Source organism: Bacteroides sp. MSK.18.37 (assembly GCF_019129155.2).
GTDB lineage: Bacteria > Bacteroidota > Bacteroidia > Bacteroidales > Bacteroidaceae > Bacteroides > Bacteroides ovatus.
Map to the genome: position 1 here is coordinate 5,091,813 of NZ_JAHOIB020000001.1, position 20,271 is coordinate 5,112,083.

Annotated in this window: 15 protein-coding genes and 1 riboswitch; of the genes, 6 read left to right on the forward strand and 9 right to left on the reverse strand. The window is 41.6% G+C overall.

Annotated features, from left to right (window positions below; genetic code table 11):
* The first annotated feature begins 91 nt into the window (after nucleotides 1-91).
* Entirely contained in the window at nucleotides 92-2,677 is a 2,586-nt protein-coding gene (locus tag KSX81_RS19585) for a collagen-like protein (RefSeq protein WP_004300649.1), read from the forward strand.
* A gap of 537 nt (nucleotides 2,678-3,214) precedes the next feature.
* Complete coding sequence (locus KSX81_RS19590) at nucleotides 3,215-4,771, forward strand: ATP-binding protein (RefSeq protein WP_004300648.1); 1,557 nt, start codon at nucleotides 3,215-3,217, stop codon at nucleotides 4,769-4,771.
* A gap of 43 nt (nucleotides 4,772-4,814) precedes the next feature.
* Here the strand turns inward: KSX81_RS19590 and KSX81_RS19595 are convergent, their stop codons facing one another.
* Nucleotides 4,815-6,389: a ribonuclease E/G gene (locus KSX81_RS19595; protein ID WP_004300647.1), complete on the reverse strand. Its 1,575-nt coding sequence runs from the start codon at nucleotides 6,387-6,389 to the stop codon at nucleotides 4,815-4,817.
* Between the two features lie 283 nt (nucleotides 6,390-6,672).
* Nucleotides 6,673-6,948 carry an HU family DNA-binding protein gene (locus tag KSX81_RS19600; protein ID WP_004300646.1) on the reverse strand — a complete coding sequence of 92 codons (276 nt, stop codon included), beginning with the start codon at nucleotides 6,946-6,948 and terminating at the stop codon, nucleotides 6,673-6,675.
* Nucleotides 6,949-7,159: 211 nt separating this feature from the next.
* On the opposite strand from KSX81_RS19600, the gene mutY reads away from it, so the two are divergent.
* The 4 genes from mutY to KSX81_RS19620 all read left to right on the forward strand — a co-directional run bounded on the left by mutY (nucleotide 7,160) and on the right by KSX81_RS19620 (nucleotide 10,823).
* Nucleotides 7,160-8,209: an A/G-specific adenine glycosylase gene (gene mutY / locus KSX81_RS19605; RefSeq protein WP_004300644.1), complete on the forward strand. Its 1,050-nt coding sequence runs from the start codon at nucleotides 7,160-7,162 to the stop codon at nucleotides 8,207-8,209.
* Between the two features lie 91 nt (nucleotides 8,210-8,300).
* On the forward strand, nucleotides 8,301-8,780 hold the full coding sequence (locus tag KSX81_RS19610) for a single-stranded DNA-binding protein (protein ID WP_004304191.1): 480 nt from the start codon (nucleotides 8,301-8,303) through the stop codon (nucleotides 8,778-8,780).
* Nucleotides 8,781-8,857: 77 nt separating this feature from the next.
* On the forward strand, nucleotides 8,858-10,213 hold the full coding sequence (locus KSX81_RS19615; RefSeq protein WP_004300642.1) for a gliding motility-associated protein GldE: 1,356 nt from the start codon (nucleotides 8,858-8,860) through the stop codon (nucleotides 10,211-10,213).
* Nucleotides 10,191-10,823 (forward strand): 4'-phosphopantetheinyl transferase family protein, encoded by a 633-nt coding sequence (locus tag KSX81_RS19620; RefSeq protein ID WP_004300641.1) that lies wholly within the window; start codon nucleotides 10,191-10,193, stop codon nucleotides 10,821-10,823. The genes KSX81_RS19615 and KSX81_RS19620 overlap by 23 nt, the downstream gene beginning before the upstream one ends.
* A gap of 161 nt (nucleotides 10,824-10,984) precedes the next feature.
* Here KSX81_RS19620 and KSX81_RS19625 read toward each other — a convergent pair whose 3' ends face one another.
* The 7 genes from KSX81_RS19625 to KSX81_RS19655 form a co-directional block, all read right to left on the reverse strand.
* Nucleotides 10,985-11,209: a (4Fe-4S)-binding protein gene (locus KSX81_RS19625; protein ID WP_004300640.1), complete on the reverse strand. Its 225-nt coding sequence runs from the start codon at nucleotides 11,207-11,209 to the stop codon at nucleotides 10,985-10,987.
* 8 nt (nucleotides 11,210-11,217) lie between these two features.
* Nucleotides 11,218-11,520 carry a GNAT family N-acetyltransferase gene (locus KSX81_RS19630; protein WP_004300639.1) on the reverse strand — a complete coding sequence of 101 codons (303 nt, stop codon included), beginning with the start codon at nucleotides 11,518-11,520 and terminating at the stop codon, nucleotides 11,218-11,220.
* Nucleotides 11,521-11,600: 80 nt separating this feature from the next.
* Complete coding sequence (locus tag KSX81_RS19635) at nucleotides 11,601-12,974, reverse strand: tryptophanase (RefSeq protein ID WP_004300638.1); 1,374 nt, start codon at nucleotides 12,972-12,974, stop codon at nucleotides 11,601-11,603.
* Nucleotides 12,975-13,262: 288 nt separating this feature from the next.
* Nucleotides 13,263-14,048 carry a DUF4465 domain-containing protein gene (locus KSX81_RS19640; RefSeq protein ID WP_004300637.1) on the reverse strand — a complete coding sequence of 262 codons (786 nt, stop codon included), beginning with the start codon at nucleotides 14,046-14,048 and terminating at the stop codon, nucleotides 13,263-13,265.
* A 36-nt stretch (nucleotides 14,049-14,084) separates the two neighbouring features.
* Complete coding sequence (locus KSX81_RS19645; RefSeq protein ID WP_004321384.1) at nucleotides 14,085-16,058, reverse strand: YncE family protein; 1,974 nt, start codon at nucleotides 16,056-16,058, stop codon at nucleotides 14,085-14,087.
* 23 nt (nucleotides 16,059-16,081) lie between these two features.
* Nucleotides 16,082-18,124 (reverse strand): TonB-dependent receptor plug domain-containing protein, encoded by a 2,043-nt coding sequence (locus KSX81_RS19650; protein ID WP_217725845.1) that lies wholly within the window; start codon nucleotides 18,122-18,124, stop codon nucleotides 16,082-16,084.
* Nucleotides 18,125-18,306: 182 nt separating this feature from the next.
* Nucleotides 18,307-18,507: riboswitch (cobalamin riboswitch) on the reverse strand.
* A gap of 662 nt (nucleotides 18,508-19,169) precedes the next feature.
* On the reverse strand, nucleotides 19,170-20,114 hold the full coding sequence (locus KSX81_RS19655; protein ID WP_004300633.1) for a DUF5106 domain-containing protein: 945 nt from the start codon (nucleotides 20,112-20,114) through the stop codon (nucleotides 19,170-19,172).
* Nucleotides 20,115-20,271 lie beyond the last annotated feature (157 nt).

The window sequence follows — 20,271 nt, forward strand, 5'->3', positions numbered from 1 at the left end:
AAGGTTTCTCCGTTACCTAGAAAGTAACAGAGGGGTTATTGTTGAAACTTAGTGTTTAATAATATATTATTAATGTAATTTTTAAGTAGTTATGAAGAAAAATTTTGTTAGGGTAATGCTTTTCGGGGCATTGGCACTTGCTACTGTCACTTACGTAGGCTGTAAAGACTATGATGATGACATTGACAATCTGCAAACGCAAATTGATGCGAATAAGGCAGGCATTGCCACATTGCAGGCAAAGGTCGACGACGGTAAATGGGTGACTGACGTGACCGATATTGAAGGTGGATTTAAAATTACTTTCAATAATGGAGATTCTTATTCTATTGTAGACGGTAAAAAAGGAGATCCTGGAACGAAGGTTACTATTGATCCAACCACTAACCACTGGTTGTTTGACGGTATCGACAGTGGACATAGTGCCGTAGGTCCTGCCGGTCCGAAGGGAGAAACTGGGGCAACTGGTCCTGACGGTCCAAAGGGAGAAACTGGGGCAACAGGTCCTGCCGGCCCGAAGGGAGAAACTGGGGCAACAGGTCCTGCCGGTCATTCACCTTTTATCGGTAACGGAACCGGTGACTATGAAAAAGGCTTCTGGTATTTTTATGATGACGCATCAAGTAAATGGGTGAAGGGTGATTCTGCTGAATCCAATATCTATCTTGTACAAGGTGACGGCACTCCTAGTCTGACTTTGCATGTGAAGGATCAGGAAACCGGTAAGTTTGTGGATGTTGTTCTGCCGACTGGTAAATTGATTACTAGTATTCAGGGAGTAGCAATTAACAACGGCAAAATCACTACTGACGGAACGAAAGATGTTACATTAAAATACGGTAAATGTGCAGCAGCTTTCACGTTCCATGGGGTTGAATATAAAGAAAATCAACTATTGTTTGCTGCAGACAATGTAGTGAACGCTTTGATTAATCCGGTGAATATCGACTTTAGTGATGTTAGCAAATACACTATTCTTTTGAAGGACTCAAAAGGGGACGCACCATACATTATCTCTAAAATGGCGCAGAACAAGACAGTTGGCCCTTTGACTCGTACTGCAGAACCTACTAAAAATCGTGGTATCTATGACCTGACTATCAATCCAAAAGGTGATCTAGCCACAGCACCTGCCGAAGCTGCGTATGCACTCTGCACATACGACGCATGGGGTAATGAGATTATCTCTGCTTATGATGTGAAGATTAAAGCGGAAGCAGTTTCTGGTTCTACTGTAACACTGGCGGATGCAGCAGTGTCTGCAGAAGTAGGTAAGGAGCTTGTTTTGGATGACTTGGCTGCTGCAGCTACCACTACTCCTATGGATTTGAGTACTGTCTACGCATATTATTATCAATTAGCGGACGGTGCTCCTGCAGATGTGAAATTAGGAACGAAAGATGGTAAACAGACTATTATTTCTCCCACAGGACAAGAAGCAGAGGTAGAAGTCTGCTATCTGACTACAGATGGTAAACCTTATGATGGAGTAGAGCGTGCGAGTGTAACCAATGCTGCAGCTAAACTGACTGTCACCTTCAAGCAAGTAGAAACAGTTACTTTGGCAGCACAGGATGTAACTTGGAACTCTGGCGAAAAGAGTGATATTGAGGTGTCAGCTGCTAATATTAAAGCAATCAAAGATGCTATTACTACTGCTAAAATTAGCAGTTCGAGTGCTACGGCCAACGCAACTGATAAAGTGAAGTTCAGTGGCATTGGTACTAGCAACACTAAATACGACGCCCTGAAACTGACAGTAGGCGCTGCATACTTGGGTTCTATGGATGCTGTATTGACAGTCGACGTTGATAATACGAAGCAAATTATATTCAAATTGCCGGTAACTGTCGGTTATCTCGTGCCTGTGTTTACACCTGCTCCAGGTATGTGGACTGAAGATGATAAAGTATCTCTCGTAATTAATGAAACAACGACTACCGTTACTTCTGCTTCAGGTTCAGTTACTAAAATTCAGAGCATCAAACTTGAAAGAGATATGAGTGCAATCTTTACTGGCTGGAGCGATATTACTGACGGAGTTACTGCAGGGAAATACACTAGTGTTACATACGCTATAGACAAGAATGGCGACGATCCTGTAGGAAGTGTAGCTAACGGTAAGTTCACAGTAGACATGGATCACGCTAAAGACAATATGGCATTGACCGTAAATGTAAATTGTAAACCTGATGGTGCTACTGATCTTTCTGTAATTGGTAACAAAAAGGTTCAATTCATATCATTGTCAGAACTGCTTAAATCAGAATTTGGTGCGGCAGTAGCAAAAACTGGCATTATAAAAGAGTATACGGCTAAAGCTAAAAATGAAGAGATCGATGTATTAACTGACCTCGTATGGAAAGACAGAAAAGGCAAGGCTATGTGGCCGACTGCAGATGAAAATACTTATGACACTAGTACTTTGACTTCTGCTGACGATGTTCTTGCTCTTTATGGATATTCTATTAAGGTAGAACTAAGTGATAAAGTTAACTTCGAGTTTGATTCTACTGGAAAGAAAGTGAAGCTTACATCTGCTGGTCTGGCACTGCAAGGCCTTGTGAAAGATTTGGTAGTGACGGTTACTATTACTCCTTCAATCAGCTGGAGCGCGACATCTCCTGCAGCTGTAGTGAAGACAGTAACATTCCCTACTGCTCTCTTTGCAGATTAATTTGAAATCATTCAATGTTTTATCAGATAGCTCCTCTATGTTTATCCCTAATGGGATTGGGAGCTGTCTCTTGAACGGATGATAAAATAGATAAACCCTTCTTCGCCGTTATGGTGAAGAATACGCCGAGAAGTAACAGATGGAAGGTATTAGCTTGTGAAAGTCAATCCTTCCCTATCTGTACTTCTTTTAGAAAGGGATGCCTCCCTAATTTCCCACTGGCATCCCTTTTTCTTTACTCTAAGTGCATCTCTTTACAAGAATACTAGTATACTCTAAATGTTTTGCTAGTTCCCCATTTCCCTATAGATTAAGGAGATGTCTTGAGAGAATATAGAAAGCCCGAGCTTGCGAAAGTCCGGGCTTTTCAATCTTTTTGTGTAGTCATCCTCCTCTTACTTTGTCGTCCTTAAATTATTTCCTGGTAAATGTGTAGAATGAATTGTTGAAAAGAATCTTTTAACTTGCCATGACAAAGAGTTCTATTAAAAATATATATCTTTGCAAGAAAGGCATTGATTTATAAAAGAAGAGAATATGAGCCATAAAATTTATCCGATCGGCATTCAGAATTTCGAAAAAATTCGTAATGACGGTTATTTCTATATTGATAAGACAGCACTGATGTATCAAATGGTAAAGACCGGAAGTTATTACTTCTTGAGTCGTCCGCGCCGTTTCGGAAAGAGTCTGCTCGTCTCCACCTTAGAGGCCTATTTTCAAGGAAAGAAAGAACTGTTTGAAGGGTTGGCTGTGGAAAAACTGGAAAAGGACTGGATAAAATATCCTATACTGCATCTGGACCTTAATATCGAGAAATATGATACATCCGAAAGTCTGGATAATATACTTGATAAATCGCTGACAGCATGGGAAAAACTATATGGTGCCGAGCCGTCCGAACGTTCGTTTTCTTTGCGTTTTGCCGGTATCATAGAGCGTGCCTGTAAGTTGGCGGGGCAACGTGTGGTTATTCTTGTCGATGAATATGACAAACCCATGTTGCAAGCCATCGGTAATGAAGAATTGCAAAAGCAATTTCGGAATACATTAAAGCCTTTTTATGGAGCGCTTAAAACAATGGACGGTTGCATCAAGTTTGCATTCCTTACCGGTGTGACAAAGTTTGGCAAAGTCAGTGTGTTTAGTGACTTGAACAACTTGGACGATATATCCATGCGAAAAGATTATGTTGAAATCTGTGGGGTTAGCGATCAGGAACTTCATGATACTTTGGATGCCGAGCTTCATGAATTTGCTGATGTTCGAGGTGTGACGTATGATAAACTCTGTGCAGAATTGAAAGAATGTTATGACGGCTATCACTTTACGCACCATTCAATCGGTATGTATAATCCGTTTAGTTTGCTCAATGCTTTTAAGTATAGAGAATTTGGCAGCTACTGGTTTGAAACAGGTACACCCACTTATCTGGTGAAATTACTGCAAAAACATCATTATGACTTGGAGCGGATGACACACGAAGAAACCGATGCCCAAGTATTGAATAGTATAGACTCCGAATCGACTAATCCTATTCCGGTGATTTATCAGAGTGGCTACCTCACCATTAAAGGGTATGACGAACGTTTTGGAATATACCGCTTAGGTTTCCCGAATCGTGAAGTAGAAGAGGGGTTTGTCCGTTTTCTGCTTCCTTATTATGCGAATGTGAATAAGGTAGAATCTCCTTTTGAAATTCAGAAGTTTGTTCGTGAAGTGGAATCCGGCGATTACGACTCTTTCTTCCGTCGCCTGCAAAGTTTCTTTGCAGATACCACCTACGAAGTGATTCGCGACCAGGAACTGCATTACGAGAATGTACTTTTCATCGTCTTTAAACTGGTTGGCTTCTATGCCAAAGTGGAATATCATACAAGCGAAGGGCGCATCGATCTTGTCTTGCAGACAGACAATTTCATCTATATCATGGAATTTAAACTGAACGGTACGGCAGAAGAGGCTTTACAACAGATAAACGACAAGCACTATGCTCTTCCTTTCGAGATGGATGGACGGAAGCTTTTTAAAATAGGAGTAAATTTCAGTGCGGAAACCCGCAATATTGAAAAGTGGATAGTGGAAGAGAAATAGATCAAACAAAAAGGCGACCCGTACCTAACGAGCCGCCTTTTGTCTATTTGATTTCGATTTCTTCCTTCATATCGATTTCCTCTCCATGTGTATCATAGAACACATATTGCAGGAATGCGAGTTTCTGACTTGGAATAATCTTAATACCGAATCCATATTTCATTTGCCACTTCCGTTTCAGGGAAACGAGTCCCTGATTGATGTAGGCGGCAACATACGGATGGACGTGTAACGAGAATTTCTTAACCTTCAGTTTATTGACCAGGTAATCAATTTTACTCTCCAAAGTGTCCGTAAAGAGAATGGACGATTTGATGGTGCCTTTGCCGAAGCAAGTAGGACAGATTTCGGTCGTGTTGACGTCCATTGCCGGACGCACACGTTGGCGTGTAATCTGCATTAGCCCAAATTTGCTAAGCGGCAGAATATTATGCCGTGCCCTGTCTTTCTGCATATTGGCACACATTCGTTCATAAAGCTTTTGACGGTTTTCGGCTTCATTCATATCGATGAAGTCGACGACAATGATACCACCCATGTCTCTTAATCGCAGTTGGCGGGCCAGCTCGTCGGCGGCTCCCAGATTTACTTCGAGTGCGTTACCTTCCTGCCCGTTGGCATTCTTGGTGCGATTACCGCTGTTCACGTCTACTACGTGAAGCGCCTCAGTGTGCTCAATAATCAGATAGGCACCACTCTTGTAAGAGACTGTTTTACCAAACGATGATTTAATCTGCTTGGTGATACCGAAATTGTCGTAAATGGGAAGTTGGCCTTTGTACAGTTTCACGATATTAGCCCGGTCGGGCGCAATCAGTGATACGTAATCCCTAATTTCATTGTACACAGCCTCGTCGTTGACGTGAATATTCTCAAATGATGGGTTGAAGAGGTCGCGCAACAAACCTACGGCGCGGCTGGTTTCTTCATAAATCAACGTCGGGTACTTGGTGGCTTTTTGTACTTTTACCATCGCATCTTCCCAATGCTTAACCAAAACTTTAAGCTCTCCGTCGAGTTCGGCTACGCGTTTGCCTTCGGCTACCGTGCGGACAATGACACCAAAGTTTTTAGGCTTGATGCTCATCAGCAGTTGTTTAAGGCGGGCGCGCTCTTCGCTCGATTTAATTTTTTGTGAAACAGAAACCTTATCATTGAAAGGGATCAGTACGAGATAGCGTCCGGCAAACGAAATTTCGGACGTCAGTCGCGGTCCCTTAGTGGAGATCGGTTCCTTAACGATTTGCACCACTACTTCTTGTCCTACTTTGAGGGTGTTGGATACAGTTCCATCCTTGTCAAGGTCGGGAAGCAGGGTTGCTTTGCTGATGGAGGTCAGCTTCTTTTTGTCGCTTAAAGTCTGCTTTACAAACTTTTCGAGTGAGTTAAATTGAGGACCCAAGTCTAAATAATGAAGGAAAGCGTCTTTCTCGTAACCGACGTCTACAAAGCATGCATTCAGTCCGGGCATCAATTTCTTGATACGTCCCAAATACATATTGCCCACAGAGAAAGAAATATTTCTTCCTTCGCTTTGAAGTTCCACCAGGCTCTTATCTTCGAGAAGGGCGATGGAGACCTCTTTGGGCTGTACGTCAACTACTAGTTCATTTGTCACTGTTTTGTTTCCTTATTATTGATTGAATCTCGTTTATATGAACAACTTTTTTGACAAATTGTTCATTTAGGGTTAGCTACTTAAACAAAGAACAAACTTGAAAGACATTAGCTTCGCAAGTTTGTTCTTTATTTCTGTGTGATCCAGACTTAAAAATTATTTTTTGCTTTTATGTCTGTTCTTTCTTAGTCTTTTTTTACGCTTGTGCGTAGACATTTTATGTCTTTTTTTCTTTTTTCCGCTTGGCATAGCTTCACATTTTATGGGTTAATACTCTTGTTTATTATTTCTTTACTGAAATTGTAAATGTCTTAGCCGGTTTGAAAGCCGGAATGTTGTGCTCCGGAATAATGATCGTAGTGTTTTTAGAAATGTTACGAGCAGTTTTCTGTGCTCTTTTCTTTACTACGAAACTACCAAACCCACGCAGGTATACGTTCTCATCGTTAGACAGTGAATCCTTTACTGCATCCATAAATGCCTCAACTGTTGTAAGAACTGTCTGCTTATCAATCCCAGTTTTCTTTGTAATCTCGTTTACAATATCTGCTTTAGTCATTTTTCCTTAAAAAAAATATTATTACTATGTTATTGCTAATTTTTTGGACTGCAAATATATAGCTTTTTAAGCTCCTAAAAAAATATATTCTGCACATTTTTCTAAAAAAATAGTGGCATAGGGTTTTCTTAGAGCTAAAAGAGTTACTTTTGTGTGCCTTTTGAGTAGGATATACAAGATAAATGTTAGATAATACATTAGGAATGAGGATATGAACGAGTTTACGAAAACGATTGTAGAGTGGTATGAAGAGAATAAACGTGAACTGCCCTGGAGGGAGTCTGCCGATCCGTATCTGATCTGGATTTCGGAGATTATTCTTCAACAGACGCGGGTGGCGCAGGGGTATGATTATTTTCTTCGCTTTATCAAGCGTTTTCCCGATGTACAGACTTTGGCTGCTGCGGATGAGGACGAGGTGATGAAGTATTGGCAGGGGTTGGGGTATTATTCGCGTGCCCGCAATCTTCATGCTGCCGCCAAAAGCATGAATGGTGTTTTCCCGAAAACATATCCGGAAGTGCTGGCTCTGAAAGGAGTGGGGGAGTACACGGCGGCAGCTATCTGTTCGTTTGCTTACGGTATGCCTTATGCGGTGGTGGATGGTAATGTGTATCGGGTGCTTTCACGTTATTTCGGTATAGATACTCCGATTGATTCGACGGAAGGAAAGAAACTTTTTGCAGCATTGGCAGATGAGATGTTGGATAAGAAGCATCCGGCTGTTTACAATCAGGGGATAATGGATTTCGGAGCGATTCAGTGTACTCCGCAGTCGCCCAACTGTTTGTTTTGTCCCTTGGCAGGCGGTTGCTCGGCACTTTCGAAGGGGTTAGTGACAAAGCTTCCGGTGAAACAGCATAAAACAAAGACTACCAACCGTTACTTCAATTATATTTATGTACGTGCGGGCGCGTATACCTTTATAAATAAACGAACAGGAAATGATATTTGGAAGAATCTGTTCGAATTGCCATTGATAGAGACTCCGACGGCTCTTTCGGAAGAAGAGTTTCTTGCTTTGCCAGAATTCCGTGCATTCTTTGCATCAGGGGAAGTGCCGGTGGTGCGTTCTGTTTGCAGGGAAGTGAAGCATGTGTTGTCTCACCGGGTGATTTATGCTAATCTGTATGAAGTAACATTATCTGAAAATTTGACTTCTTTCGGTGATTTCCAGAAAATAAAAGTGGAGGAACTGGAGCAGTACGCTATTTCAAGGCTGGTGCAAACTCTGCTGCAAGCACTAAATGGCAAGTATTAAGTTTTAATACTTAAAATTCTTGCATCCTATTGTTATTCTGTTTAATTTTGGCAGCAGATTTAATTTTAAGAATCATAAACTTGATACAGATATGTCAGTAAATAGAGTGATATTGGTAGGAAATGTAGGACAAGATCCTCGGGTGAAATACTTCGATACAGGTTCGGCAGTGGCAACTTTCCCATTGGCTACGACGGATCGTGGATATACGTTGGCTAATGGAACCCAGATTCCCGAAAGAACAGAGTGGCATAATATCGTTGCATCTAACCGTTTGGCAGAGATTGTAGATAAATATGTGCACAAAGGTGACAAGCTGTATCTGGAAGGGAAAATAAGAACGCGTTCTTACAGCGATCAGTCGGGTGCTATGCGCTATATCACCGAAATTTATGTGGATAATATGGAAATGTTGTCTCCGAAAGGAGCCAACCCGGGTGCGGGAGCTTCTGCTTCCGGACAGCCTGCTATGGGACAGCAGCAACAACCGGTTGCCGGCCAGCCGCAACAAACGCAGCAGTCGCAGGCGCAACCTGTACAAGATAATCCGGCAGATGATTTGCCGTTCTAAATAATGTGATAGTGTGCCAATCGATTTTTTCTAACTCATTGGCACATTATCTTTTGTTTAACTAAAATATAAACTCTTTGGACTCAGATGGTTATTTAAGCCAATTGGCTGACATTTTCAACGGTATTACCGTAAACACTCCTTCTATCTCTGCTATTATTGCCATAGCGCTGGCAGGTGTGCTCCTGCTTGCTTCCGGCTTTGCTTCGGCTTCCGAAATAGCTTTTTTCTCGCTATCTCCTTCTGATCGGAATGATATTGATGAGCGCAATCATCCTTCCGACGATAAAATAAGTGCTCTTCTTGGGGACACCGAACGTCTCTTGGCAACGATATTGATTACGAACAATTTTGTGAATGTGACCATTATCATGCTCTGCAATTTCTTCTTTATGAATGTGTTTGTTTTCCATTCTCCGTTGGCAGAGTTCCTGATACTGACCGTCATCCTGACCTTCCTCCTGTTGTTGTTCGGTGAAATTATGCCTAAGATTTATTCGGCACAGAAAACATTGGCCTTTTGCCGTTTTTCGGCACCGGGAATTTACTTTCTGGAAAAGGTATTCCGTCCGATAGCTACTGTGCTTGTGCGTTCGACAACTTTTCTGAATAAGCATTTTGTGAAGAAGAGTCACAATATTTCTGTGGATGAACTGTCGCACGCGTTGGAATTGACGGATAAAGCGGAGCTTTCTGAAGAGAACAATATTCTGGAGGGAATTATCCGTTTCGGTGGGGAAACCGTGAAGGAGGTGATGACATCACGTCTGGATATGGTCGATCTGGATATCCGTACCTCTTTCAAGGAGGTGATGCAATGTATCATTGAAAATGCTTATTCACGTATTCCTATCTATTCCGGTTCACGGGACAATATTAAAGGGGTGCTGTATATTAAAGACCTTCTGCCTCATGTCAATAAGGGGGATAATTTCCGTTGGCAGTCATTGATTCGTCCGGCTTATTTTGTGCCGGAGACGAAGATGATTGATGATTTGCTGCGTGACTTCCAGGCGAATAAGATTCATATTGCTATTGTTGTGGATGAGTTTGGAGGAACTTCCGGGCTGGTAACGATGGAGGATATTATCGAAGAGATTGTAGGTGAGATTCACGACGAATACGATGATGAAGAGCGTACATACGTTGTTTTGAATGACCATACCTGGATATTTGAAGCGAAAACGCAGTTGACGGATTTCTATAAGATTGCAAAAGTAGACGAAGACGAATTTGAAAAGGTGGTGGGAGATGCAGATACATTGGCAGGTATGTTGCTCGAAATTAAAGGTGAATTCCCGGCGCTGCATGAGAAAGTGACGTATCACAATTATGAGTTTGAAGTGCTCGAAATGGATAGTCGCCGTATATTGAAAGTTAAGTTTACAATTCTGCCGAAAGAAATGGAAGATGGCGTCGTTTCTGCAGTATAAGACGAATGGCATACAGTGGGCTGTCTGGAAGATGGAAGAGTCTTTGGATGCTTTATTGCTTCTTTTGCCCGGTGCGCGAAGAGCTTTCTGTGAGCAGGAATTGAATCGCTTTGTCTCCGAACGTCGTAAGATGGAATGGTTGTCGGTTCGTGTTCTGCTGTATTCCATGTTGCAGGAGGATAAGGAAATCGGTTACTCTCTCGAGGGGAAACCTTATCTCACAGATCATTCTTTTTTTATCAGTATTTCTCATACGAAAGGTTATGTGGCGGTGATGCTTGCTTCTTCGGTTCCGGTAGGCATTGACATTGAACAATATGCCCAACGGGTTCACAAGGTATGCGACCGCTATGTCCGTCCTGACGAGCAAGTAGAATCTTATCAGGGAGATATAACTTGGGGGCTGTTATTGCATTGGTCGGCAAAGGAAGCTGTTTTCAAGCGGATGGAAAATGCGGATGCTGATCTTCGTAAACTCCGGCTGACGCATTTTATTCCTCAAGAGGAGGGGACGTTTCAGGTTCAGGAGTTAGTTACGGCGCAGCAAGAACTTTATTCTGTCGGTTATCGTATTTGTCCGGACTTTGTATTGACGTGGACATTGAATTGAACGGACGAGGAAATGTGTGAGGCTCTTTTCTCGGTGTGTTATCATTGTCCGAATGTAGTGTCTTTCTAAAACGAAAAATGAGACTGCCTCATTTTTTTATTTTGAAGCAATCTCATTTTTATGAATTCAAAGCCTTTCAAGCGAAGTCTTTCACTATTGGGTTATTTCTCTTTTTTATTAAGTCGATAGCTCAATGCTCCTGACGGACATTTGCCGATTTGTGCAATTAATTCTTCTGTTGTCGCATTTTCAATCTGCACCCAGGGTCTTTCTTTGGGATGATAAACATTGGGTAGCATCTTTACACATATTCCGGCGTGCTGACATAATTCAGGCTGCCACACAATGGTCAGTTCACCATTGGTATATTCAATTTTTTTTCCCATATATGTATTTATTTAATATGAATACCACGCATTACAATTCGCTTCCATTCCGGATGTTTGTGAATATATCCGGCTACAAACGGGCAAAGCGGTACCAGGCGTAGACCTTGTCGCTCGATGTCTGCCAATGCTTTTTCCGCAAGTTGTGAGCCTACTCCCTTGCCGCCTAATGAGGCGGGTACTTCGGTATGTACAAGGTATATTTCTCCATTGTTTGATTTGATATAGTCTATTTCAGCTATTTTGCCATCGATCTGAAACTCATACCGATGTTTTTCTTCGTTGTCTATTAATTTATAATCTTCTGCCATAATTTTTACGTATTAAGTTCGATTATAATATAAACACTTGGGGAACACTTTTGTTTTACGCGAACAAATATTCTCCAAGTTTATAATCTTTCCAATTGAACTGTGAAGTGTCTCATTAAGGGAGCTTCCCAGGCGATACGTACTCCATGAGTGATGCTTTCTCTGCGTTCATATACATTTTTGAGGGCGGCAGCTATTACATTCATGTGATTGTCGGTATATACTCTGCGGGGGATTGCGAGGCGAAGTAGGTCAAGGCCGTTAAAGCGATTTTCATGGGTCACCGGATCACGGTCGGCAAGGATATAACCGATTTCGCATCCACGGATACCGGCTTCCAGGTAGAGCTCTACGGTTAGCGTCTGCGCCGGGAATTCTTCTTGAGGAACATGTGTCAGCACTTTAGGCGCATCAATGAAGATGGCGTGTCCTCCGGCTGGGCGTTGGTAAGGGATTCCGTATTCATCCAGTTTCTTTGCCAGGTATTCCACTTGTTTAATACGTGTTTCGAGGTTGTCGAATTCGGTGTTTTCGTCCAGTCCGATGGCGAGGGCGTTCATATCCCGTCCGTTCATGCCTCCGTAGGTGAGATAGCCTTCGTATTGTACACAGAAGCCTTTTGCACCTTCATACCAGTCTGCACGTCGCGTGGCAATAAATCCGCCCATATTGACGATTCCGTCTTTCTTGGCGCTCATTGTCATGCCATCGGCAAGAGAGAACATTTCCCGTGTGATTTCTTTGATAGTTTTGTCTCGGTAACCTTCTTCGCGCATTTTGATGAAGTAGGCATTCTCGGCAAAACGTGCAGAGTCGAAAAGTACGGGTTTGCCATATTTGTCGGCGATGGCACGTACTTCGTACAGGTTTTGCATAGAGACGGGTTGTCCTCCGGCTGTATTGTTGGTGATGGTGACGATGATAAAAGGAATCCGTTCAGCGTATTCTGTGAGGGCTTTCTGTAATTTATCAGGGTCTACATTTCCTTTAAACGGTATTTCTAGTTGGGTTTGTTTGGCTGCATCGATGGTGCAGTCTAATGCGATGGCATGACGTCCCTCGATGTGCCCTTTGGTGGTGTCAAAATGTGAGTTGCCGGGCACAATGTCTCCTTCATGTACCAAATAAGAGAAAAGAACATTTTCAGCGGCACGTCCCTGATGGGTTGGTATGATGTATTCAAATCCTGTTAGTTTCGTAATCATCTCTTTCAACTTGAAGAATGAGGTCGCTCCGGCATAGCTTTCATCACCTAGCATCATTCCCGCCCATTGACGGTCACTCATCGCTCCGGTGCCGGAGTCGGTGATGAGATCGATATAAACTTGTTCTGATTTGAGTTGAAAGACATTATAATGTGCTTCTTTAATCCATTGCTCACGCTCTTCACGTGTGCTTTTCCGGATGGGTTCTACCATCTTGATTTTCCATGATTCAGCAAAAGGTAATTCCATTGTTGTAGATTTATAGTTTAGGTCGACGAATGTAGCTAAAATCTGCGTGATTAACAAATATATGATGACTTTTTGTAAGTTGTGGCTGATGGAATTATTTCTCCGTAGGCTAGTGATATATCAATTTGTGGTAAGAAGATATAAAGAGAGCCGGATCCCTTAAAAGGATATCCGGCTCTTTAAAATTATGCATTCGATTGAGTATGATTATAAGTTTGATTATTGGTAATCAATAGGCTGATTAAAAATAAATATATAATAGGTTGAGGTCAATCGAGCAGTGGTTATTTAGTCTTCGATAGTGATACCGTCAAGACAGAAGTAGGTCGGTGTCAATGGACCGTATTCATTCTTTTTGGTAGATGTTAATGAGAATTTTAGTCCTTTCGTTTCTCCCAATGAAGTTAGATCTACCCATTTCCATTGATCGAGGAGATTGGTTCCTTCTGCCAAATAACAATCTACGTGCATTGTTTTATCATAATTGTAGATAGTAAGTTTGAATGAGTCGTTGCTTCCGAATATTTCTTCTTCACCATAATATCCAGTTCCTTCTTTCATACTGCTATAAGCATAGACACTGTTTGTTACATATAGTCCTTTTACTCTATAGTCTTCCAGTTCATTAGGGTTGTCGTGATCTCTGAATCGTATTGCGGCTTCTTTATCAGAATTCTTTCCGATTTTATATCCGGCAGCTCCAACGATAACGTATGTATTATTGATTACCCCTTTTTTGGTGATAGCGCGATAATCATAGCTTGCGAAGTCTGGACAATCTTCTACTGTACAATTCGTAAATGCAAAGCTATCTGAATAGAAACCGTATGTTGAAGATACACAGTCAAATTCAAAGATTCCACTTGCGTCAGTTAACAGATTGTATTTATAGTTAGTTGTTCCCCACTCACTACTTACTGACCATGAATCATCCGGATTTTCTTGATCGCCCATGTCGAGTGTATGAGTTTCGTAATTAGGCAAGCTAAGTATGTATGTTTTTGTATCGTCATCATCGCTACAGCCACAAAATATAAATACTGATAATAGTAATAATAAGGATAATTTTTTCATGTTCTTTTCTAATTTTAGTTATTAATAAATTGTTGATTATTTTTTGAAATGTAAGTTTTCAACGGTTGTGACTTCGGTTGATATTTCACCCATTTGTCCTGCGTCTTGGTTAACTGCAGTCATAATCTTAACGAAATCTATTTGATCCAAGTCGGCTGGTGTGCCGTTACTGTCCACAGCCCAATCTATCTTGAAATTACTGCCTTCCTTGGTGTTGGGATGGTTGTCTGCATATCCCCATGGATAACAATATCCTACCCATAATCCATTTTCTAAGACAGCATTATCTTTTAGGCGTGTTCCCTGAAATGTGATTTCATCATCTTCTATCCAAAGTGGATAATAGGATTCCTGATTATGGTAACTGTTGCGGAGAATATATCCTTCGTTTTTTTTATTATCCTTCCAGAAAACATTTTGGTTGGCTAGGTTCGGACGGTAATAGGTTATTTCATATTCTCGGGTTTCTGTATCTTTCCCGTATTCGCTGCCTTTCAGTTCATACCATTCGTCATCAGGTTTTCCATTACCGTTTGCATCTTTGGATACGAATACAATTCCCGGTTCGGCACTTCCTCCCAGTTTTCCTGTTCCGGTTTTGGAATTGTAGTAAGCATTACCTCTTACTTTGAAGTCATATTCTCCCGTTACATTCGGAATGGGCTGTGGGAATCCTAAAACAATGTAGCCACCGAATCCTCCTAATGTAATAAGCGATTTTTGCTGGATTCTGCGGGTTGCTTCTTCCAATATTTCATCGTAGGTAAATCCATCCTTGTATGCTGATGTGGTAGTATTGATAAATTGTCCGGGAGCAGGGCGGTATTCCCATACTTTATTGGCGAAAGCTAGAGGGTTTTCCGTGTCATCGTCATTGTCGTCAATATTGCTTTGTGAGGCTTTGTCACTGAATACGATGGTATTCGGGTTAAGTCCGATGTTGTTTAGGCGAAACATGAGTTGTCCTTGTTGGTTGAAACAAAGTAAGTCGCCGTAAGTGGTGTAATCGCGTGCTTCGGTGATATATACATTGTTGCTGTAAGGGTTGATATTGATACCGTAAGGTGTCTTTATCACAGTTCCATCGGTTATGAAATTCTCACGGATTGTTTCTTCTGTTTTCAGATTGAACATCTTGATAGAAGAAGTCTGTGTGGTGTAGTTGTAATTATATAGGTAGGCTATGTCTCCGTCGATGGCGAAGTTTTGCACTTTCTCGTTACATTGAGTGACTTTGTTTGTCCGGCAGTCTATCTTGACGAAATTATAATCTCCGGCTTCTATATCTTCGCCACGGGTGGCTACATAGACGGTTTCATCCGGACCTGCTATTATTTTACCGGGATTCGGGCCTACTATAATTTTGCTACTCTCTTTGAATGTGGCAATATCGACAACGGATACTGTATTATCTACACCCAGCCCTGATGAATAATCCAATCCGCCGGAATTGGAAATATATAGCTTTTCGTTTTGTACACAAATGCCGTCAGGGTTACGTCCCACTGTTGTGATAGCATCTATGGAGAGGGAAGTTGTGTCTATACGCGCAACGGTTCCGTCATAGGAACATACGTATGCTTTTTCTTTATGAAAAGTGATATAGCGTGGTTGGCGGGAACTCCCATTTTCTGCCTGCATCTGAATTTGTTTCAATGAGGTTCCTGTACGAAAATCTATCACTTCTACTGTACTGGAGATGTTGACTACGACATACACCTTGCTTCCATAAATAGCCATATCGTTGGCTGTATCTCCTAATCCTCGGTGGTTGACTGCTTTGAAGTAATCACGAACCATTTGTTGATTACCGAAAGAGAAACGTGCCAATGAGCTGTTATTCTGGTTGAACAGTCCTTCACATAATACATATAATTCGGCGGTACCTGTTTCTGTCGGATCACCTATAATGCCTGATGTGAAAGGTTTGTCTTCCATGTCATCACATGCCATGAATAACAAGATCGATGACAGCCAGCACCAGAATATATATATTAATTTCCTTTTCACGTCAATATCTTATTTTATAATATTTAATATCTTATTTTTATTGTTGCTCTTACAGATCGTCCGGGCATTGGGAAGTATTTCACAATCTCGTAATTCTTGTCCATCAGGTTCAGTACTTCCAAGCTGAAAGAGGTGGTGGCTTTTCTTATCAGGAAATCACGGCTTGCAGAAATACTGTGGTCGCTATAACTATCTAATCTGTTTTCGGCAATGTTTTGTCCCAACGCATAGCGCTTTCCTGAAAATAGGAATGAGTAAGACAGATTGATCCATGGTGTTTCGATACCTGCCTGCCCCGAAGCGGAGACGCGGGGAGTGTAGGCTATCTGGTGTTTGTATGTTGATTCATACGTGTTTGGATCGGGTGGGGTAACGTCTAATGCTCGTTGGTATGTATAGTTACCCGAGAGGTTGATGCGGATTTTTTCCCCGGGTTGGAGGGAGAGGCTTCCTGTAACATCAATACCTTTGATGTCAACTTGTCCCAGGTTTTTCATGCTCCATACTGCAAGGTTCTTGGTAGGATAAGCGATGATTTTATCTGTTACCTTATTATAATAAGCGTCGATGGTTGCTGACAAATAGGGTAGGAACGAGCATACATTTTTGTTGTATGTCAGTCCGATGTTGTATTGTTTGGCTTTTTCCGGCTTTAGTTGTGTGTTTCCTACTTCTTCGTAATATAAGTCGTTGAAACTTGCCAGACGGAAAATGTCTTTATAGAAGAAGCGTACACGGAATTCTTCATTATGAAAAGGTTTGAATGCAGCACTTACATAAGGGGTTAATTTACGGTGATTGCCGGCACTGCCGCCTTTCTTTACATCTTCATTGATAATGGTTGCTAATGCGGATGCGGAGATTGTTAACCAGTCATTCACGTATTTGCCGGCGAATGCCGTTAGCCATGAATAGCGCGTGGGGTGTACAAAGTTGTTTAGATCGGCGTTCATGGTGTTGATGCTTCCGTCGGTGGAAAGAGAGAATGAGAGGTTGCTCAACAGTCTGTATAGTACAGAAGAGGAAAGGTAATATTCTTGCTGGTAGTAGCTGTTTTCTGTTTTCTTTAATGAGTTCTTTGTATCGGGGTCTAGGTAACGTTGATAGCTCCAATTCCACTTGGCAGAGGTTTGGAATACCCATTGTTGGCTGAATTCTTTCTTGTATTGACTTTGTATGAAAGTGTTTTTATCCCACAGGTGTTGGGTAGAATGGTCGTTGTAGAAAGTGGTAGCTTTGGGTAGTCCCCGGGAGGATTGGAAGTAATAGGCTTTCAACCGCCATTGTTCTTTATCGGAGAAGTTACCGTAAAGTCCGGCTTCAGCACGGAATGTTTGTACGTCTGTATTCTTCCGTTTCTCACGTGAGGACAGATCTCCTTCTGCACTTCCATAGCGCAGTGTATATGGATAATGTCCGTCAGAAGACATCCATTCGCCATTGACTGACATGCTCCATGTTTTATTGAATTGTTGTTCCAGCAGGAGGGAGGGATTGACTAATCCCCAGGAACCTGTTTTGAAAGCTCCTGCTATGTTGGTCTTTTTGTCTTTTGTGAACTGTGGAGTAAGTGTCTGGATATTCAAGATGCCTGCTGACGCAAAGAAGCGGGCAGGTTGGAAGATGTTATCGCTTTGTCCGTTGTTTAGAGAAAGTCTGTCTACGTTATCAAGTGAGAAACGCCCGATGTCGATTTGTCCCGTTTGGCAATCGGTTAGGGTGATCCCGTCATAGCCAACAGCGGTATGTTGTGCTCCCAGGCTTCGTATGGATACAGTTTTTAGTCCGCCAATACCTCCGTAGTCTTTTACGGTCACTCCGGCAAAGTGTTTCACTGCGTCGGATACTTGCAGGGCGTGCAGGTTTTTCAGGGCGTCTTTGGAGAATACTTGCAGGGGAGCGGTAGAACGTACTTCGCGAGTCTGATAGATATCTGATACTGTTATTTCAGGAATAGAATATGTATGTGTCGTATCTACCTTTTGCTGTTGTGCAAAAAGTGGTATGGATAAGAATTGGCAGTAAAATACTGCAAAGATCATTTTCTTAAATGTTCTCTCTTTCATTTAGTTCTTTTTCTGTCTGTTGCTATTTAAAAGTGTCCGGGCGAAATCCCTTCGACCGGACACGCATAAATAAACTTGGCAGAGTTTATTCGTTTTAACACACTTTCTCTGAATTAGAGTGATGAATGAAATGATAGACGACTTGTCCGGTTCATTAGACTCAACGCTTTTTCCTCGAAAGCAGTGAAACATAATTGCATGGTAGGTCTTCTGACTTATTCCTGTTACAAACGCCTTCCCAGATTAGTCTCCAGTGGCAATGAGTGAATTGCTTGTAATATGCATGGAACTTACAGCAGCGGGACTGTTCAGGATTTACACCTGATTCCCTTTTAATTGCTTCCCCCGCATGGGAGTCGCAAACCAATGCGCGACAAAGATAGGGAGTTTATTTGTTTTTTCCAAGTTGGGGGATGTTCTTTTTCTTTCGTCTTGATACGAAAAAAAAGAACCAAAAAGAACGAGATTGGAGGAGCCGTGCAAGGACCGATTATTTGTTGCTTCTTACTTGTTTTCTTCGATATTTTTTGTATTTTTGTAAATGAGACTGCCACTTATTACAAAATTTACCAAATTAGCGGATTTTAGAGACGGGTATTGAGTTGCCCGCCTTTGACATAAGATTAGCTTTTAAAAAGTATCCTTGTCTATGTCCAACGTTGGACGTATGAAACAGATTTATTGAAACATAATTGGTAGTTTTTTATAGGTGGATGCAGCGGTATCCACCTATTTTGTTCCTTACTGCACCGATATGAATCAAATGTTTTAGACAAGGAATTCAAGTACTAAATTTACATTCCAATTCTGTAGAAAATAATATCTCTATATGCATATATTAATTCGTCGAACTATAGTCTACCTTTCGTTGGACTATAGTGCTTCGAAAGAAAGACTATAGTCAACTTTACGTCGGACTATAGTCCGACGAATAAATATATGTATCCAGAGTGATTATATTTAGTATAACTCCGGAATAATTATAGCACATAAAGGGAATAGCTACAATCAGTGAGAAATAAATTAGTTCATTTCTGCACCGTTTTTACTTTAATTCAATATTAGTTAGGTGTTCTTCGATAGCTTGTGCGGTGGCATCTTTTAGGAGCACGGTCTTTTCCTTGTTTAAAAGGTAGAGGGTGGGGATAGCCTTCAAATCATATAGTTGTTGTTCTTTGATGGCAAATTTCTTGTCGTATCCGTTGATCCATTCTTTGGGGAATTCATTCAGGTGTTTTCTCCATTCGTCCAACTCTTCGTCAGGGTAGATAGAGAGGACTGTTAGTTTCTTTTGTCCCAAAAGTCGGTTGATGATAGGTGCGTTTTTCAGGGCATCTATTGTTTCTGTGCAGGCATGACAGCCGGGGTTGTTGATGAATAGGAGGATATAGTCGGCTTGCTGTTGATAGAGGGAGCCTTGTGCGCCGGAAGCTAATGTGTAGCTGAAGTTCAGGGCTTTGGTTCCGATACGGTTTTTCTGTGCTAATTCCCGGCGGGCTTTAGGACGTACTTTCTCAATTTCCTCTAACAAGGGAGAAGCTAACATGGCGTCTAATACGGGAATATAGAATTCTTCGTTACGCATGGGGGAGTTGGGGTCGTATAAATATTTATCCGCCAGGTCGGTGATGTAGGTGAATACTTTTTTGTCTACATTCGTTTGTTCGATTGTTTTCCGCATGGCTTCTTGTGCAGTTTCCAACGGGACGTGATTCAGTATGTCACAATAATCCGCCCAAGCTTGTTCGGTCACTTCGGGGTGGTGGATGTAATTAGTGTCGGCGAAGTTGACGTTATCCCAATAGTGTTTTACCAGAAAGTCTGCCCGTTGTTCCGGGGCTGTCATCATTGGGGGGATGGCAGGCAATGTAAAGGTTTTAATGGTGTCTTGTCTTACATCATTTTTGTTCAGACTGGAAGCGTTGCCGCTTTTGCAGGCACAAAGGCAAAGGATGCATATAGCTGGAAGAATATGGATGTTTGTTTTCATAACTAACAATTATTACATTGAACTTATGTAGATTACATTGGTGACAAAGATAATGTCCTTTCTACTTTATTCAAAGAATTTTTCTTCCTTTTATTTTGCTGCGTTCTCTTCTGTTAGTTTTTTTTGATTAGACAAGTTTTGCAGGATAACTCCTGAT

Coding starts and splice junctions, on each gene's coding strand:
- mutY (WP_004300644.1), top strand. CDS start 7,160: ATGAACGAGTTTACGAAAACGATTGTAGAGTGGTATGAAGAGAATAAA.
- KSX81_RS19600 (WP_004300646.1), bottom strand. CDS start 6,948: ATGACTAAAGCAGATATTGTAAACGAGATTACAAAGAAAACTGGGATT.
- KSX81_RS19650 (WP_217725845.1), bottom strand. CDS start 18,124: ATGAAAGAGAGAACATTTAAGAAAATGATCTTTGCAGTATTTTACTGC.
- KSX81_RS19585 (WP_004300649.1), top strand. CDS start 92: ATGAAGAAAAATTTTGTTAGGGTAATGCTTTTCGGGGCATTGGCACTT.
- KSX81_RS19590 (WP_004300648.1), top strand. CDS start 3,215: ATGAGCCATAAAATTTATCCGATCGGCATTCAGAATTTCGAAAAAATT.
- KSX81_RS19640 (WP_004300637.1), bottom strand. CDS start 14,048: ATGAAAAAATTATCCTTATTATTACTATTATCAGTATTTATATTTTGT.
- KSX81_RS19620 (WP_004300641.1), top strand. CDS start 10,191: ATGGCGTCGTTTCTGCAGTATAAGACGAATGGCATACAGTGGGCTGTC.
- KSX81_RS19610 (WP_004304191.1), top strand. CDS start 8,301: ATGTCAGTAAATAGAGTGATATTGGTAGGAAATGTAGGACAAGATCCT.
- KSX81_RS19655 (WP_004300633.1), bottom strand. CDS start 20,114: ATGAAAACAAACATCCATATTCTTCCAGCTATATGCATCCTTTGCCTT.
- KSX81_RS19630 (WP_004300639.1), bottom strand. CDS start 11,520: ATGGCAGAAGATTATAAATTAATAGACAACGAAGAAAAACATCGGTAT.
- KSX81_RS19635 (WP_004300638.1), bottom strand. CDS start 12,974: ATGGAATTACCTTTTGCTGAATCATGGAAAATCAAGATGGTAGAACCC.
- KSX81_RS19625 (WP_004300640.1), bottom strand. CDS start 11,209: ATGGGAAAAAAAATTGAATATACCAATGGTGAACTGACCATTGTGTGG.